The organism is Paenibacillus sp. AK002 (assembly GCF_053903045.1).
In genome coordinates this window covers 177,371-203,673 of sequence record NZ_CP096377.1, presented here as the reverse complement: position 1 = coordinate 203,673, position 26,303 = coordinate 177,371, and the positions used below count along the sequence as shown (strand labels likewise).

Below are 26,303 nucleotides of genomic sequence, written 5' to 3'. Positions count from 1 at the left end.
TTAAGCATTCCGAATCTTTTCGGCCAATTCATCGATTTTGCGCAGACGGTGATTGACGCCTGATTTGCTGACGGTTCCTTTGAGCAATTCGCCGACTTCCTTCAGGTTCATATCCGGATGAGCCAGCCGAATCTCTGCCACTTCCCGCAGTTTATCGGGCAAATTCTCAAGACCCACTTCTTTTTGGAGCAGCTTGATGTTCTCAATCTGACGGACGGCTGCGCCGATCGTTTTGTTTAGGTTGGCGGTCTCGCAGTTTACGATCCGGTTCACCGAATTGCGCATGTCCCGCATAATCCGGACATCCTCGAACTTGAACAAGGCCTGATGGGCACCGATCAAATTGAGGAATTCGATGATTTTTTCGCCTTCCTTGATGTAGAAGATGAAGCCCTTCTTTCGCTCGATGCAGCGTGCGTTCAGATGAAATTCATTCGCCAGGTCCACCAGGGACTGGCAATGCTCCTCATACATCGAGGCAATTTCCAGATGGTACGAAGACCCCTCCGGGTTGTTCACGGATCCGCCTGCCATGAAGGCACCTCGCAGATAAGCCCGCTTACAGCAATTTTTGCGAACGATCTGCTCGTCGATGCGCGATTGAAACAGAAAGCCTTCGGAAACGATGCGAAGCTCCTTCAGAATCTCCTGAACCTGGGCGGGAATACGAACGATATATACGTTATTCTTCTTCAAACGCATTTTTTTACGCACCAAAAGTTCGGTATGCGCCTGGAAATGCTTCTTAATTAAGGAATAAATACGTCTTGCAATCGCGGCATTTTCCGTCGAAATATCCAGGATTACCTTTTTGTTCGAAAGCTGAACAGAGCCGTTCATCCGAATGAGCGCGGACAGTTCGGCTTTTTCACAGCAGCTCTGGCTTTCGATCATCGTCAGTTCTTTCTTCGTCTGTGCCGCAAAGGACAAGGTACTCACCCCTTTCGTGTAATCCAATCCTGTACCAGCTGAAAAATATGGTTGCTCAGCTTGTCAGCGTCATGCCTTAAGTATGTTCTAAATAGCACAAGCTTATCGGCAATAAGTTTATATCCTCGACTGGTCACCTCATCGCGGTCCAGCAGAACGGGCTTCGCGCCCTTCTGTGCATACTTGTCCTGAACCTGAGGCGGAATCTCACCATCATTAACAATAACATAATCGAACAGATGAAGACCAATATGGTCGTAAACGGCCTGCAAATGATCGCTCACCGTATAATTATCGGTTTCTCCCGGCTGCGTCATCACGTTGCACACAAACATTTTGATCGCTTCGGACGAGACAATGGCTTCGGCAAGCTTGGGAACCAGCAAATTGGGCAAAATACTGGTGTACAGGCTGCCTGGACCGATCAGAATCGCATCGGCCTGTTGAATCGCTTCCAGCGCTTCCGGCAGCGGTTCCACATGTTCCGGCTCCAGGAAGATCCGCTTGATGCGGCGCCCGGCCTCCGGGATTTTGGATTCGCCGGTCACAATCGTGCCGTCCTCCATCTCCGCATGCAGAATGACAGCTTCGCCCGCTGCGGGCAGCACCTGTCCGCGAACAACAAAAACCCGGCTCATCTCCTTGACTGCCGTGACAAAATCACCGTGCAAATCCGTCATGGCAGCCAGGATCAAATTGCCGAGGCTGTGCCCGGCCAGTCCCGAGCCATTCTTGAAACGGTATTTCAATATATCGGATAACAGCGGCTCCACATCCGCGAGTGCCGTCAGTACATTACGAATATCTCCCGGAGGCGGCATCTGCAACTCGCTACGCAGTATGCCGGAGCTACCCCCGTCATCCGCAACGGTGACGATGGCCGTAATATCGAGAGGCTTTTCCTTGAGTCCCCGCAACATGACGGACAGCCCGGTTCCTCCACCCATCACGACGATGCGGGGGCGCTTTCTAGCTTGCACAGCCACATTTATCACTTCCCTTAATTAATGCCGATCCCGCTCAGAATCGCGGTGGCTCACCGATACCGTCTCCGTTTCGCTGACGCCCAGCATTTTGCCGAGATACTCGGCAATCGCTACGGAACGATGCTTCCCGCCGGTACAGCCAATGCCGATGATCACCTGACTCTTGCCTTCCTTGCGGTACTGCGGGATCAAGAAATGCAGCATATCGAGCAGTTTGGTCAGAAAAGCTTGCGTCTCCGGCCATTTCATGACGTATTCGTATACATCGCTGTTTTGGCCGGTATTGGGCCGCAGATGCTCCACATAATGCGGATTGGGCAGAAAACGCACATCAAACACCAGATCGGCGTCAATCGGAATACCGTACTTAAATCCGAAAGACGTAATATTAACCGATAACGTGCTGCTCTCCAAATGCGTGAAGCGAGAGATGATCTTCTCCTTCAAGCGCACAGGCTTCATGTTGCTGGTATCGATGACCTGGGTGGCCGAATTCTTCAGCTCATCCAGCATTTTGCGCTCCAACCTTATACCGTCGAGCGGCATGCCTTCCGGAGCGAGCGGATGGCGGCGACGGCTTTCCTTGTAACGCTGAACAAGCACAGAGTCCGTGGCATCCAGGAACAGAATCTCGCAGTGAATGGTGAAGTGGTCCTTGATGTAATTCAGCGATTCCGATAAAGCGGTGAAAAATTCGCGGCCACGCAGGTCGATGACCAATGCAACCTTGCCGATCTTACCCTTCGATTGATCGATCAGCTCCGCGAATTTCGGAATGAGCACCGGGGGCAGGTTATCAACGCAAAAGAATCCAAGATCCTCCAGACTTTGTACGGCCAAGGTCTTACCTGCTCCCGACATCCCGGTGATGATGATCAGGGTGGCCATGGATGATGTGTTGCTGCCGCGGTCGGCTGCTTCCAGCATCAGCTTTCCCTCCCTTATAAGTTTAGATCAGACGATGTATGGTGAATAATACTACGAACGCAAGTGCAAACCGGCTGCGCCAACAACGCCGGCGTCGTTGCCAAGCTCAGCTGGAACGATCCGTACGCCGCGTTGAAGCGGTTCCGGTGTCAGTTTAGCAAATACGGCACGAACTTCATTAAACAGAATATCCCCGGCTTTGGATACGCCGCCGCCGATGATAAACGCTTCGGGATTTAACACGGCCGCAACGGCTGCCATGGATTTGCCGAGGTAATAAGCTGCGCGATTCACGATGCGAATGGCGACTTCATCGCCCGCTTTCGCAGCATCAAACACTTCCTTCGCCGCAATGCTCTCCACATGCGCAAGGGAAGTGCGATCGCCGCGCTCAACGGCATCCTTCGCCATGCGGATAATACCGGTTGCCGATGAAACCGTCTCCAGGCAGCCCATTTCGCCGCATCCGCATTGAATGGCTTCCAGATCAGGCACGACCGAGATATGCCCAAGCTCGCCGGCCATGCCGCCGAAGCCTTGATAAATTTTGCCGTTTACGATAATACCCCCGCCCACGCCGGTTCCGAGCGTGTAGCATACGCAGTTCTCAACGCCGCGTCCTGCGCCGCTCCAAGCCTCACCCAGGGCAGCCACATTGGCGTCGTTGTCTATTTTGACGGGCTTGCCGAGACGCTCTTCAAGCAGTGCGCGAATCGGTACATCTTTAAATCCTACATTCGGTGCCAGAATGATGATGCCTTCACGTATATTCGTAAACCCGGCGAAACCAGCTCCCACACCAGCAAGTTGATCCCAGCTGTATGGCGATTCTTCCACAATGTGACGCACATATTTCTCAATGTTGTCAATAACCGTGTCAACGCCTTTGGCTGTTTCCGTCGGCCCTTCGTACTTCTGCAGAAGATGCCCTTCTTCGTTACATATTCCAACTTTAATAGCTGTTCCGCCAAGATCGACACCGACGTAGATGTTCTCAGACATGTTTCAAGCCACCTTTTTCCTTCTATATTATAGATTGCTCCTACTGTACCCACTATAATTGAAGGCACTCCTGCGGTCAAGAGAAGACAACCGGACGTGAAACTGGATCCGGCCCTTTAAAATCGCATTTGTAAACGCATACACCATATCCGAAATCGCCCCTGTTTGTTCATAATCTTACTTCCCCTACTCCCCCGAAGAATCCAACATGACAAAAGTCACTCCGAAGTGATGACATCCTTTACTAACGGCAACTCCTTCGCTTTCGTATGATGAGAACAGATCATTTCGATTACGGAGGAGCGATTCCATGACAAACCCAATCCATGAACCTATTGCAGAGCTGCGGCAGGTAACCAAGATGTTCGGGAGCAAAAAAGCCGTCAACCAAGTGTCGTTTACGATAGAAAAAGGATCCATCACAGCCATTCTCGGTCCTAACGGGGCCGGCAAATCAACCGCCATCTCCATGATGCTGGGCCTTAAGGACGCCAGCGAAGGCAAGGTTCTCCTGTTTGGCCAAAGCCCGAAGGACTTGAAGGTCCGAGAGAAAATCGGCGCCATGCTCCAGGAAGTCAGCGTCATGGACGGACTCCGCACACGCGAGATCATCAACCTCATTCGCGGCTATTATCCGAATCCGCTGTCGCTTGACGACATCGCCCTGCTAAGCGGGCTTACTCCCGAGGAGCTTAACAAATGGGCCGTAAAAATGTCCGGCGGCCAAAAACGCAAGCTCAGCTTTGCGCTGGCGATTGCAGGCAATCCCGAGCTGTTATTCTTCGACGAACCGACGGTCGGCCTGGATACCTCGGCACGCCGGTTATTTTGGCAGACGGTGCGCAAGCTGGCCGATCAGGGAAAAACCATCCTGTTCACCACGCACTACCTGCAGGAGGCGGACGATATGGCAGACCGCATTCTGCTGTTCCATCAGGGTCAGGTGGCTGCAGACGGCACGCCGGAAGCGATCAAATCCAAGCTGACCCGAAAGTCTGTCTCCTTTATCGTGGATGCAGACCACCGGCAGGTCAAGGAGCTGCTGCGTGAAGTGCCCGGCGTCACCGATGTGTTTGAGAACAATGGCCGTTTGAACGCCGTCACGGATGATACGGACACGGCGCTGGCTGCCTTGTTCCGAGCCGGGCTCGCCGTACGCGACGTTCGCATCGATCAAGGAAGCCTGGATGAAGCATTCGACCAATTAACGATGGATCAAGGGGAGGCCGTATAATCATGACAACCTGGAAACTGATTACCTTACAATGCAGAATGGAATTGCTTCGGATGGTACGCAATCCGTATTATATTTTCTGGTCGCTGGCGATGCCGATCCTGTTCTATTTCATCTTTACCCGCGTCGTGAATACGGGAGCGGACGATGCCGGACAATGGCAGGCGCATTATCTCATGTCGATGGCATCCTTCAGCGTCATGGGTACCGCCATCATGTCCCTCGGCATACGACTCGTTCAGGAGCGAGTACAGGGCTGGGCCGTATACATGCGTGTAACGCCGCTTCCCGGCAGCGTGTACTTCTTCGGCAAAATGTTCGTGCAGACGGTTATGCATCTGCTCTGCATCATCGTGATTTTCGTAGCCGGCTACCTGATTAACGGCGTCTCCCTCACCTTCGGACAGTGGCTGCTCAGCGGACTATGGATTCTGATCGCATCCGTTCCGTTTCTTGCCATCGGCACCCTGATCGGCTCCATGAAACGGGTCGATACGGCAAGCGGCGTCAGCAACGGCATCTACTTGGGACTGGCCGTTACGGGCGGGATGTGGTTCCCGATCGAAGCGATGCCTTCCATCATGCAGGCCATCGGCAAGTGGATGCCTTCCTACCATTTCGGCGGAGGCGCCTGGTCGATCGTGCGCGGAGAAGCGCCGGGCTTGGACAATTTCATGGTTTTGGCAGGATATTTGGCCGTATTTATGTTACTATCCACCTATATTCGGAAAAAACAACAGGCCGATTAAGGGGATAAGGATGATGGCTTCATGAAAAAATTGAAAGACGCAAAATCCGCAGGGTTCGAGGTGTTTCCAACGCAATTGGGTTTTTTTCCCTACCTATGGCTCATCTATATATCCCTTCCCGTGATCAACATGATGAGCGAGGAAGGCTGGAAGATGGGGATCGGCTTTGCGCTGATCGGCTTGTTTCTTGTCACCTATCGCCAGCTCTACTTCGTCGCGGGCACCCCTCGTTTCTTTGTGTGGCTGGGCATTCAGATGTCCATCATTTTCATTCTCTGCATGTGGTATCACCCGACCTACATGTACATGGGCTTTTTTACGGCCAATTTCATCGGCTGGTATACCGACCGGCGCAAATTCACGATATCCCTTGTGCTGTTTGGCATCATCGAGACGATTCCTTTAATCAAGAACGCAAGCATGCTGGGAAAGGATCTGCTCTTTATGATTCCTTTTTTTCTCATCATGCTGTTTTCGCCCTTCGGCATCCGCTCGCTGAACCGGCGACAGGAGTTGGAGAGGGAGCTCGCCCAGGCTAACGAGCAAATCCGCAATCTGATTAAAGGCGAAGAGCGGATGCGTATTGCCAGGGATCTTCACGACACCTTGGGTCATACCCTGTCTCTCATCACGTTGAAGAGCCAGCTTGTGGAGAAGCTGGCGGCGAAGGATCCCGCGAAGGCCCAACTGGAAGCCCGGGAGATCCAGAATACCTCCCGGGCCGCGCTGCGCCAGGTGCGTGAGCTGGTATCCGATATGCGAACCGCCACCCTACCGGAAGAATTGGTGGAAGCCCAGATCATTCTGGAGAGTGCCGATATCCAGTTCAACTGCACCGGTAATCCGAAGCTGGAAGGCATATCCGACTTGGCCCACAATATCCTGAGCCTCTGCTTGCGAGAGGCCGTAACCAATGTGGTGAAGCACAGCCAGGCAAGCCAGTGCCGGATTGACATTGAATCCCTGGATAATGAATGGCGGCTGTTGGTGGCGGACAACGGAATCGGTCTTAAAGGCAAAGAAGAGGGGCCATCCGGTACCGACAGCAATGGCTTGAAGGGGATGGCGGAACGTCTGTCCCTCATCGGGGGCACCGTTGAGGCCGTCTCCGACCCGCAAGGCACGAAAGTGAGCATTCGCGTTCCGATCATCATCAAGAACCGGAAGGAGGACACCACCCATGAGCATCAAAGTGCTGATAGCCGAGGACCAGCGAATGCTGCGCGGCGCTCTGGCTTCCTTGCTTGATTTTGAAGACGATATCGATGTGATCGGTCAAGCCGGCGACGGCGAGGAGGCCCTATCTCAGATTGCCATCCATCAACCGGATGTTTGCTTGCTGGATATCGAAATGCCTGTGCGCAGCGGCCTTGAGGTGGCGGAGGAAGTAAAGCGGCGCGGGTATGCCAGCCGGGTCATCATCCTGACTACGTTCGCCAGGCCCGGTTATTTCGAGCGAGCCGTACAGGCCGGGGTCCAGGGATACCTGCTCAAAGACGAACCCAGCGAACGGCTGGCGGAAGCCATCCGGAGAGTGATGGGTGGGCGCAGGGAAGTTTCCCCTGAACTCGTATTCGGGACGTTGTCCGGTGCGGGTGCCAACCCGCTTACCGAACGCGAACGGGAAGTGCTGCGGCTGGCCGCAGACGGAAACAGCTCCAATGATATCGCAGCGAAGCTGCACTTGTCCTACGGAACGGTCCGCAACTATATGTCCGAGATTCTAAGCAAGCTGAATGCCAAGAACCGTATCGAGGCCATCTCGTTGGCGGAAGAGAAGGGATGGATATAGGCCGGGGCCCCTGGAGGCATTTGCGAGGCGCGGCCGGTATGGCTTAATACGGTTTGTAAACGACCGTCCCATAGAGAAACAGCCTCGGGCGAGTTCATTGCCCGGGGCTGTTTTTACCACTGTATCAATTGAATAAAGCTTCCTCTATGGTCTGCATCATTTCATAAGCGCCGTCGCTGGCATTGGATGCCACGACCAACGTATGTCCGGTGTCCGGATAATACGCGGATCGGAAATTCACGCCCGGGTCGTAGCCCATAACATGATATTTGTACACATTTCCATTCTTCTCGGTGATCCACACGCCAAGCCCATATTTCAGGTCACTGTCCGGGTCGTGCGAATGGGCAGCCAGCAGCTGCTCCGTCATCGATGCCGAGAGCAGAGTATTGGACAAGAGTCCATTCCATAGCTTTGCCATGTCCGGAGCCGTCACATACGCCCCGCCATCGGCATAACCCTGAATCGGAATGGCATACTGATTCGTTCTCCACGTACCGTCCTCCTCATCGATATACCCGTAAGCCGTATTCGCGGGCAGGCGATCCAGCGGGAAATATCCCGAATCGTTCATGCCGCAAGGCTCAAAAACAAACTGCTGGACATAATTGCGAAACGACAGGCCGGCATGCTGTTCAACGATCAGGCCAAGCAACACAAAGCCTGCATTGTTATAGTGGAATCTCTCGCCGGTTTGAAATTTCATCGGCTCATTCTGGAACAAAGGGAGAAAGTCCCTTCCACTCCGGAGCGTATACATCGGCACGGCCTTCCACAGATCCTCAAAGTCATCCATGACCTCTTCATCAAAGTAATCCGGAATACCCGAGGTGTGGCTCAGTAGATGAAACACCGTAATCTCCGGGCTAACATGGGGCAGGCGAATATCCAGACACTCGCTCAGTTTGCTGTCCAGCGACAGCTTGCCTTGTTCAATAAGCTGGCAAACCGCAATCGCGGTGAACAGCTTGCAGCCTGAAGCGATGCCGAACCTGGTGTCCCCTTGATTCGGGATGCGGTCGGCCCGATTGGAATAGCCGAAGGCGGCATTCCATATGATGTTGCGATTTTGATCCGTTAAGAGCACCGTTCCTGAAAAATGGCTGTTGGCAGCCCATTCCTCCATTTTATGTATCATCGGTTGATCCCATCCTTTATCTAGGATAGGCATATTTTAACATGAATAAGTAAAGGGGATCCCGGTACAAGACCAGTTTAACGAAAAAATACCCTGAATTCCGGAATTGCGTTCCCGCCCATCAGAGGGAACTCCGCTCATGCCTACACTGCTCCAGCTGCGTAACCGTGAGGCTGAAACGTTCCGGATCCACCGGCTTCAATAAATAATGGCGGGCATCCCACTCAGGCGAATCCGCGGCTTCGGCCGTCACATAGACGATACGAACGTTTGGTTCAAGCTGTACCAGTCTTTCACCTGCTTCCAGCCCGGTCATTCCAGGCATATCGATGTCCAAAAATACAACATCCGCCTTGCAGGATCGCCACTGCTCTATTGCATCCTGAGCCCGGGTGAACATACCTGCCACCTGCAGGCGCCCATCACGTTCAATGAGCCGCTGCATATGCATCAGCGCCGGATTCTCATCATCAATCACGATGGCTTTCATGTCGTCAATCCCCCCTATTCGTTGTTCGTTACATCACTTGACGAGAAGGCACTTCAAAGCTTACAGAAGTACCGTCCCCAGGCTGACTCTCGATTTGAAGGCCTTTGCCGTACAGCGTGAGCAATCGGGCGTGTATGTTTCGAAGCCCCACGCCTCCACCCGAATCGGACGCTGCGGAGAGCAAGGCGTTAACCTTCTCCTCGCTCATGCCGACGCCGTTATCCGAAACGGAAATGGTGATCTGCCCTTCGCGTTCATGAATTGAAATATGGACCGTTCCCCCGGATACCCGCTTCGTAATCCCATGCCGCACCGCGTTTTCCACGATCGGCTGTATACTGAGCGGCGGTACCAAGGCATCTAATGGCGCATGAACATCATATTCAACGGTTAAACGATCCTCGAACCGCGCCTGTTCCAGGAACAAGTAGGACTGTAATAAGGCCATTTCCTTCTGCAGCGGGCCAAGCTGGTCGCGGTTCTGGAAGTCAAAGCTGCCACGCAGATAATGGCTCAGCTCGATCAGCAGCCGCGTCGCTTTGTCCGGATCCGTATACAGCACGGCCAGAATGGTATTCAGCGCGTTCGACATGAAATGCGGCTTGATCTGGGCTTGGAGGAAAGCCATCTCCGCCGAAATGGTCTGCCGAACGGACCGCCGGAGCTCCAGCAGATTCCGGACCCTCGCTCGCAGCTCATCGGCTTCCACCGGCTTTCTCAGAAAATCGTTCGCCCCCGCCTGCAGGCCTGTTCGAACATCGTCGGGCAAGCTTCGGGCTGTCAGCATGAGCATGGGCAGCTCGAAGAGCGTGAATTGCTGCCGGACCGTCATGCACAGCTGCAATCCGGACATCCCCGGCATCATCCAGTCCGTGATGACCAAATCGATCCCTTGCCCCGACCGGATGTGCTCCAGTGCCTGGGCTCCGTTACCTGCGCTAATCAAATGGTAATTCTCTGCCGATAGCAGGCTGCGAAGCACCTGCAGATTAACCGGATCATCGTCAACCAGCAGCACGGTAGACCCCTTCGAATGCTGCCCAGGCTCATCCTGCTCGGGAACGCGTTCCTTTGCCGCGGCGACCAGGACTTCCCCCGTTCCTCCGAAGCCGGCCAATGTTGCCTGCGGGGGGATTTGCGTAGACGGCAGCGTAAAATGAAAGGCTGAACCCGCACCAGGCATAGACTCGGCCCAAATTTCACCTCCGCCCAGCTCTACCAGTTTTTTCGTAATGCTCAGTCCGATGCCCGTGCCGCTATATTCCCGATCGGATGCATATCCTATCTGATCGTAGGATTTGAACACATCGATCAGCCGCTCCGGTGAGATGCCGATCCCCGTATCCGTCACCGATACCCGCACATGACCGTTCAGCGCATGAGCGGTTACCTGTACCGTTCCCGTCTCCGTGAATTTCACCGCATTCCCAAGCAGGTTATACAGAATTTGCCGCAATCGATCCTCATCGGTATCCAGCCATGGCAGATTGTCCGGCCATTCCTGCTTCAGGGAGAGCGGTTTGCCCGCGGCAAGGTGCGTCACCACTTCGAGCACGGATTGGGTAACGGCTTTCAGGTCGACCGGCTGCCGCTTAAGCACAATCTCCCCATTTTTCAGTTTGCTAAAATCGAGAATATCATTCACGAGCGTGGATAACCGCTTGCCGGTGGACACAATCATGGACAGCTCCCTGGACTGTCGATCGCTTACGGAGCCTGAACTTCCGTCCATCAGGGACTGGGCAATATTCACGATGCCATGCAGAGGGGTTCGAAGTTCATGCGATGTATTCGCCATAAATTCGTCCTTCAAACCATCCAAGGTCAGTAATCTTCGGGAAAGCTGGTCTACGTCGGTAAACGCCCTGGAGAAGCGCTGAGCAAGCAGCATCGCCTGCGTTACCACAAACAGCAGCATCTCAAGCGGAACGATGGCCAGGCTGTTGTAAACTCCCATTAAGCTGAGCACATGGACGGCAATCACCACCATAATGCTCAGAATGCCGATCACCATAAATTCCGTATCCGCAGACCTTCGCCAAATTCCCCTTCCCATCACGAACGTGATATAACCAATGATAAATACCGAGAACATATAAATGACCGGCTCCATTTTCGAGAAGACAACCGTCGGCAATGCAAGCCCAATTCCAACGGCTATCATCGTTGCCGCATTGCTTAAACGCAGGGCCCATCGGTGAATAAGGCCCTGAACGGCTTCCGCTATATAACGCAGCAAAAAGTAATAAACGAAGGCGGAAAAAACCAGCTGAATCCGGATGAACCATTCATATGAAAGATCGGGCCATACCGAAGACAACAGCTTCTGGCCGTGCGTAGCCACGTAGATCATCGAGGACAGACAGAAGAGCCCCAGATACAGGAGCGATTTCTCGTTCCGCTGCATTCGATACAGCAGCAAGAAATACATAGCAGGAATCAGGAAGCCCGCGAGGGTCATCAGATCGACAAACACGGCGGTTTCACGGCTCTTCATCACCGATTTCATGTCGCCAAATATCAGCGGAGAGAAGATGCCCCCTGAAGAATAAATATAGTTGGTTACCTGCACGATGATTTCAACTTCGTTCCCGTTAACCTGGGCATAACCGACGTATGGAATATTATTGGGGGTGCTCCCCTCTCCGGACATTCCGGGGGAGCCGCTGGCCCCGATTTCCTGACCGCTCATAAAGATCCGGTTAGCCGTCCGTATGTTGCCGGTATGAAGGCCATAGATGCCTTCCTTTTCCTTTAATCGAACAACCAGCCTAAACGTTCCGACACCCTCAGGCCCGGACTCGCCGTTCTCCGTAACATAACGGTTCCACTTGCCTGGTATCGATACGACGCTTGTGGGAGACGGCTTCTTCTCATTCGGTGTTCCGGGTCCAAAGCTCTCCGGGGTTAACAGCTGTCCCCGATAGAACTCCCACTCCCCGTTGAGCGGGACTCCGCCTTCCTTCGAAAAGTCCCACGCTGTTAAATCAAGTCTTCCTTGGAAAGCTTCAGGACTTACATTCGGGGTCGCGATAAACCGAACGATAAACCATATGGGCAAGAGTATAACCAATGCCAACCCCGTAAACATCACGCGCCGTTTTTTGTTCATGACTGTCCTACTTCTCTATATAGAGTTTAGGATTCTGCCAACATAGAGCTGCAAAGCTACCCAATATATCGGCATTTGGAACCAAGATTGAAGAATCCCCTATAAACTATTCTCTGCAAGCATGAAAAAAACCCTCTCGCCAACCGTGCCGAATTCATCATTTATGAATCCCGATCACGACTTGCTAGAAGGGCTGACTTATACAATTTATATATTGGACTAATATTTCGCCCACATCGTCAGCAGAATCACCGGTACCGCAAAAATAAGTAAACCGACCCCGATCATTGCGGCGACCTGCAGCATAAAGGCTTGTTTGGATGGACCGTACGGCTGCGGTATTCCGCATTGAACGCAACGATTGGAGGCAGCATATACCTTACCGCCGCAGCTGACACAAATCCCATGATTCCTCATGAATAACGCTCCTTTACTTGTTAAAACAACATCGACATCAAGACATTTCTATATCGGTTAACATGCTGTGATGAATAGAAGCCCGGCCAACCGCCATAAAAGCAATCATGGATGCCGGATTATATTTGTGAATATTATCACATAAATACGGTCACAAGTAAAGGCATGAATCGTTCATGATCCATGTTATCGGAATCCCCTTCTGCGGAAAAAATCAAAACCTGGAACCGGCACAAAACCAGGAAGCCTGCGGCTCCCTGATGTATGCTTCTTTCCTGAAATCTAATCGGGACCACCCTGCGAAGGGGTTATTTGTTCTTGGCATGCAATACCAAGTTTCCTACTCCACCAATCGCAAACAACAAGGAAACGATTCCGAATCCCCATTGCCATGAGCTTCGATCCGTTATGAAAACAACCACCAAGAACGCTATCGCGGCCAAAAAATTAAGCAGTGCCACGATCAAAAATTCCTTTTTCTTCATTGTTCATCCTCTACATTCCTACAGAATCAAGTCTGTCCAGTCTACGTGCTGCTGTCGTGATCATATCATATTTTGGGCTGCGAAGTATGATTGCTTATTCAGGCTCACCGTATAAATGTTATCGTCTGCTCGGTCCACGGCGCACCATCAAAAGCCTTCGCCACTCCCTGAGCATCAATCTCCGCCTTCAGCACGTATTTCCATTTCACCGTAGCCGACCATGCTCCTTCGAACAGAAACGGACTCAATCTGATCTCATGTTCGCTGGCCCAGGCCGCCACGACTCTTTCCCCATCGATCGTCATATCGAAACCCTCTTTGAACCATGGATGCTCCTGATCCTTGGAAACACCCGGGGCATTCATGTTCACATAGAGCGAGATGTCATCGCACAGCTGCAGCAGCCCAAACTGCCTGTGAATCACGGCTTCGCCCGGAAACGAATAATGATCACGCAGCCGTTTTTGCCGATCCAGCTCATCATGATAGAATTCCACCAGCGGCGCTTCGGTGGCGTTTTTCATAAATGAAGCGAAATGAAGGCTGCAAAGATACCCTGCATAAGGACTCATCGCTTCGATCTCATCAACGCCCTTGGTATACATTAGCATCTTCGGCATGACCGGATAATCGATAAAAGTGAACGGAGTCCGGCTTGCATCATTCCAGATCGGCGTATCATCCATTCGAAGCCAGGCGCGGTCATGCTCGGTTATAGCCAGCAGCACTTCTTCCCTTACCGTCTCATCCATAAACAGCTCTCTCCGAAAGCCCCGGGCCACATCGCCCGAGAAGCGGCCATGGTCGTCCTGGGTCGTCATCACAAAAGCATCTTCCGTCTCGCGAATGATCATCCGATCATCTCCCCTCGATTCGTCCTTACCCCAGATACGCTTTTCGTTTCATCACGGCAATGATATCTCTGGACTGGCCTTGATGTACGCTCGTATCGAAGCACGAGATCAATTCCCAGCCGTCAATCCCGTAGCTGTTAAGTAAATCCTCGAATTCCTCCTCGTTCACTTTACCCCCAAGGAATCCTCCGGTTTTGTATTTCAGCGTTTTGTATTCCCATTGATCCATAAGTCGGCATCCCCCATCATCCCATTGATTTTGACAACAAACCTCGAGACCTTCCAACCGGCAGACATCAATCAGTTCGTATCTCCGACATAACAAACCGCTGAGCGTCCCGCTTTATCCATAAGCGGCTTGACCAGCGAGCGGGGGTAGATTCGAATCCCATCCAATGAAGACAAATCGATCCATTCTACGCCCACCTGATATTCATCCGGGTTATGTCCTTGAAACAGATCCCCCTCATCCGCCAAACGGCACTCAAAGTAAAACTCCACTTGGTGCACGTCGGAATCCCATTCCGCGAACTCGTGGTTGGACCCTATGTATTCACGGACATGCAGCAGATCTTCAACTTCCACCCTGCGCCCGATTTCCTCCAGGCACTCTCTAACCACGGCTTGCACCAAGGTTTCGCCCTTCTCTTGCCCGCCGCCTGGGAACAGATAGAAGTCCCCCCATTGGTCTACATTCTTCGTTAAAAGAATTTGGTCATCTCGGACAATCATCGCTTTGGCCGAGTTTCGAATCGGTTTCATGAGCAATCTCCTTATCGTAACGTTTCTTTCTATTTTCTATTGTAGCAAAAATAAATCCTCTATAGGCGAACCCACTATCTGCATATTGGTAGAAACCGATAACAAGCCGGTATACCATGAGCATGCTCAAAGAATACCGGCTTGTTTGCGCTTGAAGCATAACTCTCGGTCTGGCTCTTTTTGCTTTGCTAGCGCCTATATGAGCCATCCTTCCGCTTCTTTAATACGACGACCGCCACGCACCCAACGATCAACAGGATCAGCCCTGCGGCAATCCAATCCTTGAACATCCACGAAACACGGGCACCCCCGTACTCGCCCTCATAATGAGCCATAAGATAGCCGGCCTGCGTCTCAACCGCTATGGCGGTTTCGGGGGCGATTCCCTGGACCGCATAGTATTTCGTTCCCTTCGGGTACACATTGGAGAAGTTACCGCCGTAAGACCCTTCCCGATCCGTATGGTAGGTGACCTTTCCCACCACGTCTCCAAGCGCAGACGCTTCAACGGGATTTTCCGACATGACATAGATCTTCCCGTCATTCACGACAAACGAATATGCCCATGAGGCAAGCGCAACGGGCGATGAACACATAACCAACAGCAGAAGCGTAATCAGCGGTATTTTCAAATACCTTTCCGTGCGATGAAAATTCGGCATGGTCCACCTCGGATATCAGCGTCATGTACCTTTCGTTCGTAACGGGAGGCTATTTCACCTGCTTGCTCCTGCCATCGACGATCAGCTCGATGTTCGGCTTGTTCGTCCCTCCCGACATACTGTAGGAAGGGTCCGGCCGGTCCAAGAAACCCTCAAAGGATTCATGGACCTGGACCTTCCCTCGCGGCCGAACCGCAACCACCTTTGACTCGAAATCAATCACCCTTCCGCCAACATCCACGCTTAGCGGGCGTACCGTAACCTGCCGCTCGGTGCCGTAACTGTAAATTTGAATCTGGCAGCGTGCCAGAATAACCTCGTTCTCTGTACGATATTCGCAGTTGCTGTCTTTTTTGGAATAGGCGACGGTGGATATGCCGCTCGAATTGAAATTGGCCACAAACATGACGGACTCCGATACGAAGGGAAAAACGACGATCCATGCAACACAACCGATCATCACCCGGCTCATGATCTTCGGATAAAGCGGGCGATAAATGCTCGTTACCCGCAGAATGCCGATCGTCAATAAGATAAGACCTGCGATAACGGGCAGATGAAGACCATAGTTGCCTTGCTTAGTCCATGGCGGGATCCCTGCCCAGCGGAACAGATCATCCCCGAATGAATAGCCCAGATGCTGATTGGAAATGAAGAACAAACCCAGGATAATGGCAGAAATGGAGAGGATTTTGCCTTTCAGTTGTATCTCCTCCTCGATGAATCCATTTTCCACATTATAACAAATAAGAAGACCCGTGGTAACCTGCTTTAGTCCGCCTTATGCACGGGTTTATTCTCTACGATAGCGAGCCTTGTTCCACTCTTGGCTTCATGCAGCAGCTTCCGGTCGCGATGGATGAGACATAACAGCACGTGAAGGAACACAGCGCCGTCCAGCAGCAATATCCCCAGCGCGTACATCGCAAGCAGGACATGAGAGCCGGTGACATTCACCGTAATGAACAAGGCATGGAACCCGCCCCATACCACATACAGCAGGCCGTTGCGGACAATCACTTCCTTCAGCTTCAGATGTTCGCCCGCTCCGCGGATCTGGACCCGGACGACCCATTTCCCCAGCGTCTGCCCCTGCATCATATAAGGCAGCACGATATAATATAAAATCACGGCAAAGAAGTATGCACCCCTCACGTTCATCACGGTCAGCATGCCAATGATCGGCAGCATGACCGCTGCATCCATGCCAAAAGCAATGGCCCGGCGCGTATAACTGACCCGCTTCTGCGACAGATCCACCTTCTCATCCAGACGATCCAGGCGGGGCAGGTGATTTTTCATCCAATCCGCCATCACGAGGCCCATCATTCCGCCCAGGGTATTCATCAGCAGATCGTCCACGTCAAACAATCGGTACGGGTGATCATAGAAGCCGTAAATGCCGGTCACCTGGGTTACCTCGAAGAACAACGACAAGCCGAACGAGGCCGCCAGACACGCAACCCAGGACGCTCTCGCATAATAACGGAGGAACATGCCGAACGGTACCACAAGAATGACGTTAAACACGACCTGCAAGAAGGCTCTTTCCTTCAACAAATGCGTGTAAGTCGACGGCACGCCCCATACCACCTTGGTCTCCTTTAAGATGTCCTGTATAAAATTCAGCGGCATCCACTGCATAACCGAGGCGACATCCATCGGAGCATTATGCCGCGAGGCGGGCAAAGGAAGGAGCACAAGATACACTGCGTTCATCATGTACAGCAGGAATAAATACAGCAGAAATCCCCGGAATTTATTAAAATAACCATATTTGCGATACTGCACGATCAGAAAGGGAACTGCGCACAGCAAAGCCGCTATGGGAAAGGTTAAAAATGCATAGGATATCGGAAATAGATAGGCTTCCAGCATGCTCTCGTTCACTCCCTCCGTGATGTTCTACTTATAAAGTACAGGACCAAGTTTAAATGACGGGGATCCCTTCGTTTAAAATGCGTTTAAAAAAACATATCCGCATCAAGGCCGACATGCCTGTCACCCTCGCGCTTCGCAAACCGAATAACCCACACCATCAGTGTGGGCAGGGTCACCATATACAAACGCAAACGCATTGGATTCAATGTCATTGGAATAACATGGTCGTTATTCCCGCCTTACGCGTTTATGTCGACGGGAGTCGGCCCCAGTCCTGCTTCCATGAAGTCCCGTTATTCCTTCCGTTTGCGGACGGCTTTTCCAAAGCTAATCTTTCGCGGAAGTCCCAGCTTGAATTCTTCACGGTGCCCATTCCACTCTATCTGGATCGTTAGATCCTTGTTCGGGTTCATCATATCGAGCAGACGCGCCAAATCCAGCGCACCCTTGGTCTCCTTCATGGCAGCATGGTCGGTCCCCACGACGATTCCGCCCTCCTGGAAGCGGCCCGTCATGTCCTCAAGCCGATAGTTAATCTGCCCATGTTCCAGAAGCTCCTTCCCCGAGTACTGAAGCTTCAGCTTTCCGCCAAGCGCATCCTGAAACACGGTAAGCTTCGCATTGACCTTATCCTGATGGGAAACGACATAAGTCGCTTTCCAAGACTCACCCTTACCTATCAAGGTCATGGTTTTATTTCGATTCACGGGACACCCCTCCTCACGCGGAACGACCAGCTATCTCGATTAGGCTTATATACATGATAACGAGCAAAAGAATGAAATGGTTTTTCAACTTTTCAAATAATGGAGGATTTCGAGTAAATCGCTAATCTCCCATCCTTGGCAAAATCCCGATCATAATAGGAATCCCGCTTCCAGATGCCCTTCATGCCGATCAGCCGGCTTGCCGTGACGTCGTTGTCCGGATGGTACCATGGAATCATCGACTCGGACCGGATCTGCCGCGCTCCGCCCGATACTCCATAATCCAGCAGTCCCGCAGCTCTCCTTCATGCCGTTCATGCTTCTCCAGCAGCCTGACCTTCCGAAAGCCGCACTTCTCGTAACAAGCGATGGCCCGTTCATTCCAAGCCTGCGGGTCCATCACGATCCGGTCGGCCTGCCTCTGAAACACGAGGTAATCCATCATGGAAGTCACGAGCTTCGTACCGATGCCTCGATTCCAATAATCCGGCTCCCCGATGAATTGATCCGTGGCGAATGTTCTGCCGACCGCATCGTTCCCGTCATACCCATACTCGTCTAACGTATCTTCATCGAGAAGATAGAACTGGATATACCCGATCGGCTTCCCCTCATATTCGATAATGCAGCGAGTCTCATCATCATCCACATAGAAATGCTCCCGCACCCGCTCCACGTCGTGAGGATTGTCCCGTCCCTCGTAATACTGCAGCACATCCGGATTGGACAGCCAAGAAGCTAAGGAACATTCATCTTTCTCCTCCAGCTCGCGAACCGTAATAGGCCCTGCCTCATATACCAGCATCGTTATTCCTCCATCCTTCTCATTGGATCATCTCATTGTTCGTTTCAGATTACATCCGCAACCATCGTGATAGAGGTTCCGCACATGCCCGCCTCCTGAAATCCGAAGCGCTCATACAATTTCATAGCTGCGGCATTCTCCGGAGCGACGCTTAACGATACCTTTCGAATCCCCCGCTCCTTCATTCCTCTGAACAATTCCTTCATCAGGGCGGTTCCTAGCCCTTGCCCGCGGGATTCGGGAATCAGCGCCATGCCCAGCTCCGGAATGTCGTCGCTCACGTAACCGAACCCTTTGTTCCCTTCATCAAAATACCGGATGGTAATCGAGCCTGCCGGTTTGCCCGCTGCATTCACGGCAATGTAGCCCAGATCACCCGCGCGCCCCCAGTCCTCCACGTATTTTTTCATAAACGGCTCTTCGAGAATGTCCCGGCTAAAAGGCTCCCCTCCCTCGGGCACATACAGGGACTCGTACAGCATCTCCCGTAAAAAGGATGCGTCCTCCCGGCCTGCGACTCGAATATGATATGAATTCATGTACATCTCCCTTTCTGCCTAGATTATTACCGTCAGCGCGTTCAGAACGGCGGTCTTTCCGCATCAAAATCGGACTGTCCGTGATGATCCAGAAAATTTCCATCGTACCTCCATACCGACCCATCCAATCGTTCGGCCTCAATTACAATCGAATAAAAAGACGTCCCCATGGGAACGCCTTCGGATCTGTATTGTATGAATTGGCGATTCACCGGTCTAATCCTTCCCTATCAGCCGGTATTTTTTCGTTTAAACTATTTGGATCCCTGTTTATCAGAATGGAACTCCCTCGAAGTACACCACCTCGGCCAGCCGAATATGCAGTGCTTTGTTGTCCCCGATCGTCAGTTGGACATGGTCGACCACCACACCGGATAAAATCCCCTCTACTTTCCCCGCAGTGGTCATGATGACCACCTTGGCTCCTTTATGCCGGAGCAGATGGTCAATAAATACCGGTTCAACCAACGTAGCATAGTGCATCGGCTGCGGGATTGCCGGGGTCCGGCGCGCGTAATACGGCGGTATAGGCTGGAGTGGAGGGTAGGCATAGTATCCCTGTGCATAACCTGCAGACGGCGCCGGATAACCTGCTGTGTTGACATGGTTGTTCAATGTAAGACCTCCCTTGCGATATGAATCCTACATCTTTATGTATGACCGGAAAGGGGCCGCTATGTTATCCCCCTCATATTTGTATAAAAAAGCAAGGATGTCTTTGATCTCAATCGCCACCCGTTACGCCTTCTGAGCAATCAACTTACTCATCGCATGCCGGTGCGGTATACCCGATGAGTTGCAATCAAAAATGACCTCCGGGCAGCTGTGAATCAACCAATCGTGATAATGCAGCATAAGCTCTCCGGACTTCCAGTCATAAGCATAAGGCTCATCCTCGGGAGGAGGCGCAATGAACGGCTTCTGCACGAATACATTCAGGCAGTGGAGTCCCTCTGCCGAGGTGAATTTTTTGTAATTGGAAAAAATCTCCTCGCGATACTCGGGTCGGATGTAATGCAGCACGCCGCTGGAATACAGCACGTCAAACTCCGAATCCAGACGGTAATCCGATATATCCGCCTTGAATACGTTCACGTGTACCCCGATGTGATCGGCCAATCGCTTCGTTTTCTCGATCCCCGCATCCGAAATGTCGAATGCCGTTACCTCATACCCGTTGCGGGCAAAAAACACGGCATCCTTCCCTTCCCCGCACCCGATATCCAGCAGCCTTAATCTTTTTGTCGGCGGGATCATTTCAAGCACCTGATAACAGGCTGCGTTCGGTTCCGTGCCCCAATAGTACTCCGGCGTTTTGTACTCTTCTTCATAGATGCTGATCGGCTTGCCCGTCGAAGAATAACCAAACAGCTTATCGATGCTGACGTCCAGCAGCCGGGACAGCTCCGGAAGCAGCGCGATATCGGGCATGGTCTGCCCGGTCTCCCATTTGGATACCGCCTGGAAGGTAACGCCCAGCTTGTGCGCCAATCCTTCTTGGGTAAGTCTCCGTTCTTTACGGTAACGATTAATATTTTTGGCCAACATGTCTCTCATATGGATCACGCTCCTATATAACCACATTGTAGGGACGTTGCGCGGGGCATACAATAACCTGGTCATTGAATCCCGGAAGAATTCAACCGCCCGTTGAAATCATCCAATTCCAGCAATTTGACGATGCAGGCGTGGTACAATAAACCTGTTTATAACACCACTATCGATATCATAAGGGAGAACGCTCGTGAACATTAGAAAGCTGAATACTCATGAAGAAACGCCCCCTATGGACCTGCTCCTTCTTGCGGATCCATCGATAAGGCTTGTCGAAGAATACGTAAACCGCGGTCACTGCTATGTCGCTGAAGAAAGCTCACAACCCATCGGGGTCTACGTCCTGCTGCCCACCAGACCCGATACCATCGAGCTGGTGAACGTTGCCGTAAGCGAGAATCTGCACGGCCGGGGCTATGGCAAACAGCTCGTGAATCATGCCGTTGATCAGGCCCGGGAGCTCGGATATGCCACGATTGAAGTAGGAACAGGGAGCACCGGGGTGGCACAGCTGGCGCTGTACCAGAAATGCGGATTTCGAATGACAGGCATCGACCGGGACTTTTTTGTCCGTCATTATGATGAAGAAATCTACGAGAACGGCATGCTGCTGCGGGACATGGTCCGGATGTCCTTAGATTTGTAAGGTGAGATTCGGGCTGTGCTATGCACCGTTCCTCCATTCGGTGAATAGGCTATCGCATATTGATTTTTGGAGGAGAACCTATTGAACATGAGTCACAATCCGAGACATCTCGCTTGGCACGAAACACTGGAGATTCATGAATTAACTGCCTTTCAGGCGAATCACTTGATGGCGTTCAAGATGTCAGTGCATGATATCAAAGACCCGGAGCTCCATGGACTGTATATGGAAGCGATCCAAGGGGTTGAACAGAACCTGAAGGAGCTTCTGCCTTATTATTCGGAAGCGCCCACGGGAACCCGCAGTCTCTCCGGTGCCGATTTGACGGCGTATTACGCAGGTCATCTGCTGGGGTTTGCCAAAACCTCGGTCCGCAGCTACGCCATTGCTATTACCGAGGCGGCAACTCCAAGCGTAAGAGAAACACTTCAGAAGCAGTTGAACAAAGCCATTGAACTGCACGGAAAAATCTTCTACTTCATGTATGCGCGCGGCCTGTATCCGTCATACAATTTGAAGCAGCTGCTGGAGAATGACGTGAAAAATGCGAACAAAGCGCTGAACTTGTAGCTCAGCAAAAAAAAGCCCCTGGCTAAACAGGTACGGATTTTACGAGATGTTTTCTCGCAAACCCGTCCGCTGTACAGCTCTGGGGCTTCTTCTTTTCAACAGATAATCCCTTAGGCAAGGAATTGGAATTACTTATTCAGCGTCTCGCTCCAATCATGGACCATGTGGCCCTCGAGATATTTCTCGCAGTCCATAGCGGCCATACAGCCTGTTCCTGCAGCCGTGATGGCTTGGCGATAACGCGTATCCTGAACGTCGCCGCAGGCGAATACGCCCGGGATATTCGTTTCGGTCGTTCCCGGTTTAACCAGGATGTAGCCGGTCGGATCGGTTGTGATCTGATTGCCGAGGAAGCCTGTGTTCGGCGTATGCCCGATGGCTACGAACACGCCTTCCGCTTCGATCAGTTCTTCCTGGCCCGTTTCGTTGTTGCGGACCTTCAGCCCTTTAACTCCGGTATCGCTGGTTACCACCTCAACCGGCGTGCGGTCCAAAGCCCATTGGATCTTCTCGTTCTCACGCGCGCGCTCCTGCATGATCTTGGACGCACGCAGCTCGGTGCGGCGGTTCACCACCGTTACGCTGGAAGCGAAACGCGTCAGGAAGCTGGCCTCCTCCATTGCAGAGTCGCCGCCGCCGATGACAATGATTTTTTTCCCGCGGAAGAAGAACCCGTCGCAAGTGGCGCATGTACTAACGCCCCGTCCAACGTTCTCCTGCTCTCCCGGAATTCCGAGATACTTCGCGGAAGCTCCCGTCGAGATAATCACGGACTCGGCCAGAAGCTCGCCCATGCCCTCGACATTCACCTTGAACGGACGCTCGGAGAAATCAACGGACTCGACCCAGGCACTCTTGAACTCTGCACCGAAGCGCTCCGCTTGTTGACGCATATTATCCATCAGCTCGGGACCCATGATGCCTTGCGGGAATCCAGGGAAGTTCTCGACCTCTGTCGTTGTCGTCAGCTGGCCTCCCGGTTGCATTCCCTCGATCACGAGCGGCTTCAAGTTTGCGCGTGCCAAGTAGATGGCTGCCGTCAATCCGGCAGGTCCTGTTCCGATTACGATTGATTTGTACATAGATACGGCCTCCTTTAAGGTGTCGATTTCTGTTGCATGCATTATCCTATTCAGGACTTACGGAATCTTCATGTACCATCATGTACCAAGGTCTCCTAAGTATCCGAATATGGGCTCTTACTTAAATATTTTCCGTAAATGGCCGGAAACTATCATCCGGTTGTCCTTTCGTTTCACATACGCTATCCATTTGACGTGCATAACGGCTCACGGTGGATGAGGAAATCCCGTAACGGACAGCCACCTGTTCATAAGTCAGGGTACGTCCGCGTTTCTTGGCCGTCAGATATTCCAATGCCGCTGCCCAGCCCTCGACATTCCGAATGTTCGGAATATCCGGGTACAGCCGGCTCAGGAATTCGGACCAGAGATTTTCCATCTCTTTTTTCCAAAAGGCGTCAACCCGCATGTCCATGGTTTGCTCGGCCTTCTCCAGCACCGCCTTCCAGGAAGGCAGCCAATCCGGCAGCACCTCGCGGGTCTTGCCCCCGGATAAATCGCGATCGTCGCGGCGCTCCTTCAACCGATTGCTTGCGGCCTCCATCTGCTGGAGGACCAGGCGGGCGGCACCCTTCAGCTCCGCGTCCTCTCCCGGTTCCTGCAGGAACGATTGCAGCGCATGCTGCACCTCTTCATCGGCGATCAATTCCAGCGTCCGGATCACCTGCAGCTTGGTCTGGGGATCGCCATGCCGGAGCGCCCAGAAGAACGATGAACGAATCAGCGGATTCTGCTTCGCTTCCTCGGTCAGTTTATCGCCGTCATGCTCCCAGCGTTTGAACTGCTCTTCGAACGGAAGGTGATAGTGGTAACTCACTTTCATCTGATCGGTACCGGTTTCTTTACGCTTCTGCAGCTGGGCCAAATAGAAATCCGGAATCACCGAATCTCCGTCCAGCTTCAGCGCCTGCCGCCAATATTTCTCGGCCTTGTCGTAATAACCGCTGTTGCAGGCCGCAACGGCCGTATAATGATACAGGCTTGGATCTCCGCTAAACTCATCCTCTTTCAGCAATCGGCGAAAATGACCGTAGGCAATTTCGTGCTGCCCCAATATGCCCATCGTCGTCGCAAGCTTAAACACATGTTCCAGATGAAAAGGAACCGTTACCGTTAGCATGTCCATCAAACGGTCGCGCTGCTCCTGATTTCCCTCATGCTGAAAGAAGATGGCCAGATTGCATAAACCGTGCAGATTGCCCGGCTCCTGATCCAGCACCTCGCCAATGGTGCGCTTCGCGGTATCGAAACGCCCCATATAGTAGTAAGCCAGGGCCAAATTGTTGCGCGCAGCTAGAAAATCCGGATTATCCTTGACGATTTCCTCCAACAGCTTGACCGCTTGGGCGAATTTCCCTTCCTCCAGCAGTGCCCGGGCATGCTCATGCTCGACCACGCCTTCGCGGCTCTTGATCCGGTTCAGCTTGGCAGGACGATTCAGCTCGTAATGGAGCAGTTCCATCATTTCCTCGGCCTCATCCAGAAATTGACCGTTAGGATCTTCCTCCAGATAAGTGACAAGCGCTTCTTCCGCCTTCTCAAACTGCTCCATATTGGCATAATTGTTCGCCATATAGAAATAGCATTCCGTCATCAACGGGTCAACCTGCTCCAGAATATGAGCCAGCACATCGTTGGAAGCTTTATAATCTCCCGTCTCTGATAATATACCCGCCATATTGCAATGATTCACCGGATTATCGGGTTCATATTCTACAGCTTTGCGAAAATATTTCAGAGCCTTGTCATATTGGTAACGATCAAGCGAACGAACCGCGCGATCGAAGAAGAAATTAGCATTCATTTCGATAGATATAACATTGTGGGGGTCACTGGACCCATATGGATGACCATTCACGAAAAGCAAGGCACCTCCTTTAACTTGCTCCTCTATCCACAACAGTATAACACAAGTTACGACGTCATTTGCAGAAAAAAGACACCAGTTTACACACCGGCGTCTTTGAATAAAGTGGCGATCGATCCGCCCTCGATGATAATGTGAGTGGCCTGGGCCAGCATAGGCGCAACAGACAGCACCTTTAACCGCATCTTGCAGTGATGGTCCGGGAGCACGATGGAGTCCGTGACCACGATCTCCTCGATATGAGCATGGTCGAGACGGTCAAGTGCTTCACCGGAGAACAGGCCATGGGTCGCGCACACAATGGCATCATTGGCTCCCCGTTCCTTTAAGCTTTCCACCACCTGCACGATGGTGGTTCCCGTATCAATCAGGTCTTCGATAATAATCGGCGTGCGTCCCGCCACGTCTCCAATAACATGGGTAATCACCGCTTCGTTATGGGCAGGACGCTGCTTGACCATCATGGCAAACGGCGATCCCAGGCGGCTCGAAAGCTTCTCGGCCGTCTTCGCCCGCCCGGCATCGGGAGAAACGATAACCGGATTCTCAATATTCTTGGACTTCAGATACTCCGTAATCAAATCCAGCGCAGTCAGATGGTCCACCGGTATATTGAAGAACCCCTGAATGGCAGGCGCATGCAGATCAATGGTTATCACGCGGTTGGCACCGGCCGTGGTCAGCACGTCGGCTACCATTTTGGCCGATATCGGCTCTCGCGGCGCTGCCTTTCGTTCCTGTCTGGCATAACCGTAATAAGGAACAATGATGTTGATCGTTCTGGCGGAAGCACGCTTGGCGGCATCAATCATCACGAGCAGCTCTACGAACATTTCGTTGATAGGGTGAGAAAAGGACTGCAGCAGAAAAACATCGCAATTGCGGATGCTTTCTTCATAGTGGACATAAACCTCGCCGCTTTGAAAGCGGGAAATCTTGATCTTTCCCAATTCAACGCCCAACTGCTGGCTGATGCTGGCGGCAAGCGCCGGATTGGAAGTTCCGGCGAACAATCGTAATGAACGATACATGAGGACCTCCTGACGAGAGTGGTTAATAATGTCGGCGGATGCAACGATGGATTGAAAGCGTTATCGTCAAATCAGGCCGTT

The 26,303-nt window shown here is 52.2% G+C and carries 30 protein-coding genes; 6 read left to right on the top strand and 24 right to left on the bottom strand.

From position 1 onward, the window contains the following. The 4 genes from whiA to M1D70_RS00980 are packed head-to-tail and all read right to left on the bottom strand — an operon-like array spanning window position 1 to window position 3,845. Window positions 1-930: a DNA-binding protein WhiA gene (gene whiA, locus M1D70_RS00995; protein WP_009593666.1), complete on the bottom strand. Its 930-nt coding sequence runs from the start codon at window positions 928-930 to the stop codon at window positions 1-3. 5 nt (window positions 931-935) lie between these two features. Continuing rightward, a complete protein-coding gene (locus M1D70_RS00990; RefSeq protein ID WP_175320789.1) occupies window positions 936-1,877 on the bottom strand; it encodes a gluconeogenesis factor YvcK family protein in 942 nt (313 codons plus the stop codon). 57 nt (window positions 1,878-1,934) lie between these two features. Then, window positions 1,935-2,843 carry an RNase adapter RapZ gene (gene rapZ / locus M1D70_RS00985; protein WP_009593644.1) on the bottom strand — a complete coding sequence of 303 codons (909 nt, stop codon included), beginning with the start codon at window positions 2,841-2,843 and terminating at the stop codon, window positions 1,935-1,937. A 51-nt stretch (window positions 2,844-2,894) separates the two neighbouring features. Further along, complete coding sequence (locus tag M1D70_RS00980; RefSeq protein ID WP_009593637.1) at window positions 2,895-3,845, bottom strand: ROK family glucokinase; 951 nt, start codon at window positions 3,843-3,845, stop codon at window positions 2,895-2,897. A 310-nt stretch (window positions 3,846-4,155) separates the two neighbouring features. On the opposite strand from M1D70_RS00980, the gene M1D70_RS00975 reads away from it, so the two are divergent. Genes M1D70_RS00975 through M1D70_RS00960 form a run of 4 tightly spaced genes read left to right on the top strand, consistent with a single transcriptional unit; the run spans window position 4,156 to window position 7,620 of the window. Further along, window positions 4,156-5,079 (top strand): ABC transporter ATP-binding protein, encoded by a 924-nt coding sequence (locus M1D70_RS00975; protein ID WP_009593643.1) that lies wholly within the window; start codon window positions 4,156-4,158, stop codon window positions 5,077-5,079. Between the two features lie 2 nt (window positions 5,080-5,081). Further along, a complete protein-coding gene (locus tag M1D70_RS00970; RefSeq protein ID WP_009593634.1) occupies window positions 5,082-5,828 on the top strand; it encodes an ABC transporter permease in 747 nt (248 codons plus the stop codon). A gap of 21 nt (window positions 5,829-5,849) precedes the next feature. Further along, entirely contained in the window at window positions 5,850-7,076 is a 1,227-nt protein-coding gene (locus M1D70_RS00965; protein WP_456288885.1) for a sensor histidine kinase, read from the top strand. Next, entirely contained in the window at window positions 7,009-7,620 is a 612-nt protein-coding gene (locus M1D70_RS00960; RefSeq protein WP_012818423.1) for a response regulator transcription factor, read from the top strand. The genes M1D70_RS00965 and M1D70_RS00960 overlap by 68 nt, the downstream gene beginning before the upstream one ends. A 124-nt stretch (window positions 7,621-7,744) precedes the next feature. On the opposite strand, the gene M1D70_RS00955 is transcribed toward M1D70_RS00960, so the two are convergent. From M1D70_RS00955 to M1D70_RS00875, 17 genes are all read right to left on the bottom strand, one after another. Then, complete coding sequence (locus M1D70_RS00955) at window positions 7,745-8,758, bottom strand: serine hydrolase domain-containing protein (protein WP_009593650.1); 1,014 nt, start codon at window positions 8,756-8,758, stop codon at window positions 7,745-7,747. Window positions 8,759-8,879: 121 nt separating this feature from the next. Further along, window positions 8,880-9,248 carry a LytR/AlgR family response regulator transcription factor gene (locus M1D70_RS00950; RefSeq protein ID WP_009593629.1) on the bottom strand — a complete coding sequence of 123 codons (369 nt, stop codon included), beginning with the start codon at window positions 9,246-9,248 and terminating at the stop codon, window positions 8,880-8,882. 28 nt (window positions 9,249-9,276) lie between these two features. Continuing rightward, on the bottom strand, window positions 9,277-12,360 hold the full coding sequence (locus M1D70_RS00945; protein ID WP_456288884.1) for a hybrid sensor histidine kinase/response regulator: 3,084 nt from the start codon (window positions 12,358-12,360) through the stop codon (window positions 9,277-9,279). Between the two features lie 219 nt (window positions 12,361-12,579). Then, window positions 12,580-12,777, bottom strand: a complete 198-nt coding sequence (locus M1D70_RS00940; protein ID WP_456288883.1) for a hypothetical protein — start codon at window positions 12,775-12,777, stop codon at window positions 12,580-12,582. Window positions 12,778-13,085: 308 nt separating this feature from the next. After that, window positions 13,086-13,262, bottom strand: coding sequence for a hypothetical protein (locus tag M1D70_RS00935; RefSeq protein ID WP_009595674.1), 177 nt, complete (start codon window positions 13,260-13,262; stop codon window positions 13,086-13,088). Window positions 13,263-13,366: 104 nt separating this feature from the next. Continuing rightward, window positions 13,367-14,116: a DUF3891 family protein gene (locus tag M1D70_RS00930; protein WP_456288882.1), complete on the bottom strand. Its 750-nt coding sequence runs from the start codon at window positions 14,114-14,116 to the stop codon at window positions 13,367-13,369. Between the two features lie 25 nt (window positions 14,117-14,141). Next, complete coding sequence (locus M1D70_RS00925) at window positions 14,142-14,345, bottom strand: DUF4177 domain-containing protein (RefSeq protein ID WP_009595662.1); 204 nt, start codon at window positions 14,343-14,345, stop codon at window positions 14,142-14,144. A gap of 71 nt (window positions 14,346-14,416) precedes the next feature. Beyond that, on the bottom strand, window positions 14,417-14,878 hold the full coding sequence (locus tag M1D70_RS00920) for an NUDIX domain-containing protein (RefSeq protein ID WP_433937975.1): 462 nt from the start codon (window positions 14,876-14,878) through the stop codon (window positions 14,417-14,419). 188 nt (window positions 14,879-15,066) lie between these two features. Then, window positions 15,067-15,510: a hypothetical protein gene (locus tag M1D70_RS00915; RefSeq protein ID WP_456288881.1), complete on the bottom strand. Its 444-nt coding sequence runs from the start codon at window positions 15,508-15,510 to the stop codon at window positions 15,067-15,069. Window positions 15,511-15,589: 79 nt separating this feature from the next. Next, window positions 15,590-16,276 (bottom strand): hypothetical protein, encoded by a 687-nt coding sequence (locus M1D70_RS00910; protein WP_456288880.1) that lies wholly within the window; start codon window positions 16,274-16,276, stop codon window positions 15,590-15,592. Between the two features lie 35 nt (window positions 16,277-16,311). Next, window positions 16,312-17,418: a VanZ family protein gene (locus tag M1D70_RS00905; RefSeq protein WP_456290373.1), complete on the bottom strand. Its 1,107-nt coding sequence runs from the start codon at window positions 17,416-17,418 to the stop codon at window positions 16,312-16,314. A gap of 296 nt (window positions 17,419-17,714) precedes the next feature. After that, a complete protein-coding gene (locus M1D70_RS00900) occupies window positions 17,715-18,128 on the bottom strand; it encodes a hypothetical protein (protein WP_009595658.1) in 414 nt (137 codons plus the stop codon). 92 nt (window positions 18,129-18,220) lie between these two features. After that, a complete protein-coding gene (locus M1D70_RS00895; protein WP_175320826.1) occupies window positions 18,221-18,367 on the bottom strand; it encodes a hypothetical protein in 147 nt (48 codons plus the stop codon). Beyond that, window positions 18,364-18,933, bottom strand: coding sequence for a GNAT family N-acetyltransferase (locus tag M1D70_RS00890; RefSeq protein WP_456288879.1), 570 nt, complete (start codon window positions 18,931-18,933; stop codon window positions 18,364-18,366). Before M1D70_RS00890 ends, M1D70_RS00895 begins: the two co-directional genes overlap by 4 nt. A gap of 44 nt (window positions 18,934-18,977) precedes the next feature. Continuing rightward, complete coding sequence (locus tag M1D70_RS00885; RefSeq protein WP_009595660.1) at window positions 18,978-19,472, bottom strand: GNAT family N-acetyltransferase; 495 nt, start codon at window positions 19,470-19,472, stop codon at window positions 18,978-18,980. A gap of 273 nt (window positions 19,473-19,745) precedes the next feature. Next, window positions 19,746-20,087: a DUF2642 domain-containing protein gene (locus M1D70_RS00880; protein ID WP_456288878.1), complete on the bottom strand. Its 342-nt coding sequence runs from the start codon at window positions 20,085-20,087 to the stop codon at window positions 19,746-19,748. 123 nt (window positions 20,088-20,210) lie between these two features. Continuing rightward, window positions 20,211-21,029: a methyltransferase domain-containing protein gene (locus M1D70_RS00875; protein ID WP_456288877.1), complete on the bottom strand. Its 819-nt coding sequence runs from the start codon at window positions 21,027-21,029 to the stop codon at window positions 20,211-20,213. A gap of 187 nt (window positions 21,030-21,216) precedes the next feature. Between M1D70_RS00875 and M1D70_RS00870 the strand changes: the two genes are divergently transcribed. Both M1D70_RS00870 and M1D70_RS00865 read left to right on the top strand, forming a co-directional pair. Continuing rightward, a complete protein-coding gene (locus M1D70_RS00870; protein WP_456288876.1) occupies window positions 21,217-21,672 on the top strand; it encodes a GNAT family N-acetyltransferase in 456 nt (151 codons plus the stop codon). Window positions 21,673-21,759: 87 nt separating this feature from the next. Beyond that, on the top strand, window positions 21,760-22,242 hold the full coding sequence (locus M1D70_RS00865; RefSeq protein ID WP_036674125.1) for a spore coat protein: 483 nt from the start codon (window positions 21,760-21,762) through the stop codon (window positions 22,240-22,242). A 128-nt stretch (window positions 22,243-22,370) separates the two neighbouring features. Here the strand turns inward: M1D70_RS00865 and trxB are convergent, their stop codons facing one another. The 3 genes from trxB to M1D70_RS00850 all read right to left on the bottom strand — a co-directional run bounded on the left by trxB (window position 22,371) and on the right by M1D70_RS00850 (window position 26,222). Then, the gene (gene trxB / locus M1D70_RS00860) at window positions 22,371-23,324 is read right to left on the bottom strand and encodes a thioredoxin-disulfide reductase (RefSeq protein WP_009595659.1); all 954 of its coding nucleotides are present in this window, start codon (window positions 23,322-23,324) and stop codon (window positions 22,371-22,373) included. Between the two features lie 121 nt (window positions 23,325-23,445). Then, window positions 23,446-25,128 carry a tetratricopeptide repeat protein gene (locus M1D70_RS00855; RefSeq protein WP_456288875.1) on the bottom strand — a complete coding sequence of 561 codons (1,683 nt, stop codon included), beginning with the start codon at window positions 25,126-25,128 and terminating at the stop codon, window positions 23,446-23,448. A gap of 143 nt (window positions 25,129-25,271) precedes the next feature. After that, window positions 25,272-26,222 (bottom strand): ribose-phosphate diphosphokinase, encoded by a 951-nt coding sequence (locus M1D70_RS00850; protein WP_012818404.1) that lies wholly within the window; start codon window positions 26,220-26,222, stop codon window positions 25,272-25,274. Window positions 26,223-26,303 lie beyond the last annotated feature (81 nt).

Excerpts from the sequence above, each read along its gene's own strand:
- M1D70_RS00990 (WP_175320789.1), bottom strand. The coding sequence starts at position 1,877 with ATGGGTGGAGGAACCGGGCTGTCCGTCATGTTGCGGGGACTCAAGGAA.
- rapZ (WP_009593644.1), bottom strand. The coding sequence starts at position 2,843 with ATGCTGGAAGCAGCCGACCGCGGCAGCAACACATCATCCATGGCCACC.
- M1D70_RS00980 (WP_009593637.1), bottom strand. The coding sequence starts at position 3,845 with ATGTCTGAGAACATCTACGTCGGTGTCGATCTTGGCGGAACAGCTATT.
- M1D70_RS00975 (WP_009593643.1), top strand. The coding sequence starts at position 4,156 with ATGACAAACCCAATCCATGAACCTATTGCAGAGCTGCGGCAGGTAACC.
- M1D70_RS00970 (WP_009593634.1), top strand. The coding sequence starts at position 5,082 with ATGACAACCTGGAAACTGATTACCTTACAATGCAGAATGGAATTGCTT.
- M1D70_RS00965 (WP_456288885.1), top strand. The coding sequence starts at position 5,850 with ATGAAAAAATTGAAAGACGCAAAATCCGCAGGGTTCGAGGTGTTTCCA.
- M1D70_RS00960 (WP_012818423.1), top strand. The coding sequence starts at position 7,009 with ATGAGCATCAAAGTGCTGATAGCCGAGGACCAGCGAATGCTGCGCGGC.
- M1D70_RS00955 (WP_009593650.1), bottom strand. The coding sequence starts at position 8,758 with ATGATACATAAAATGGAGGAATGGGCTGCCAACAGCCATTTTTCAGGA.
- M1D70_RS00950 (WP_009593629.1), bottom strand. The coding sequence starts at position 9,248 with ATGAAAGCCATCGTGATTGATGATGAGAATCCGGCGCTGATGCATATG.
- M1D70_RS00945 (WP_456288884.1), bottom strand. The coding sequence starts at position 12,360 with ATGAACAAAAAACGGCGCGTGATGTTTACGGGGTTGGCATTGGTTATA.
- M1D70_RS00940 (WP_456288883.1), bottom strand. The coding sequence starts at position 12,777 with ATGAGGAATCATGGGATTTGTGTCAGCTGCGGCGGTAAGGTATATGCT.
- M1D70_RS00935 (WP_009595674.1), bottom strand. The coding sequence starts at position 13,262 with ATGAAGAAAAAGGAATTTTTGATCGTGGCACTGCTTAATTTTTTGGCC.
- M1D70_RS00930 (WP_456288882.1), bottom strand. The coding sequence starts at position 14,116 with ATGATCATTCGCGAGACGGAAGATGCTTTTGTGATGACGACCCAGGAC.
- M1D70_RS00925 (WP_009595662.1), bottom strand. The coding sequence starts at position 14,345 with ATGGATCAATGGGAATACAAAACGCTGAAATACAAAACCGGAGGATTC.
- M1D70_RS00920 (WP_433937975.1), bottom strand. The coding sequence starts at position 14,878 with ATGAAACCGATTCGAAACTCGGCCAAAGCGATGATTGTCCGAGATGAC.
- M1D70_RS00905 (WP_456290373.1), bottom strand. The coding sequence starts at position 17,418 with ATGCTGGAAGCCTATCTATTTCCGATATCCTATGCATTTTTAACCTTT.
- M1D70_RS00895 (WP_175320826.1), bottom strand. The coding sequence starts at position 18,367 with ATGATTCCATGGTACCATCCGGACAACGACGTCACGGCAAGCCGGCTG.
- M1D70_RS00890 (WP_456288879.1), bottom strand. The coding sequence starts at position 18,933 with ATGCTGGTATATGAGGCAGGGCCTATTACGGTTCGCGAGCTGGAGGAG.
- M1D70_RS00885 (WP_009595660.1), bottom strand. The coding sequence starts at position 19,472 with ATGAATTCATATCATATTCGAGTCGCAGGCCGGGAGGACGCATCCTTT.
- M1D70_RS00875 (WP_456288877.1), bottom strand. The coding sequence starts at position 21,029 with ATGAGAGACATGTTGGCCAAAAATATTAATCGTTACCGTAAAGAACGG.
- M1D70_RS00865 (WP_036674125.1), top strand. The coding sequence starts at position 21,760 with ATGAGTCACAATCCGAGACATCTCGCTTGGCACGAAACACTGGAGATT.
- trxB (WP_009595659.1), bottom strand. The coding sequence starts at position 23,324 with ATGTACAAATCAATCGTAATCGGAACAGGACCTGCCGGATTGACGGCA.
- M1D70_RS00855 (WP_456288875.1), bottom strand. The coding sequence starts at position 25,128 with ATGAATGCTAATTTCTTCTTCGATCGCGCGGTTCGTTCGCTTGATCGT.
- M1D70_RS00850 (WP_012818404.1), bottom strand. The coding sequence starts at position 26,222 with ATGTATCGTTCATTACGATTGTTCGCCGGAACTTCCAATCCGGCGCTT.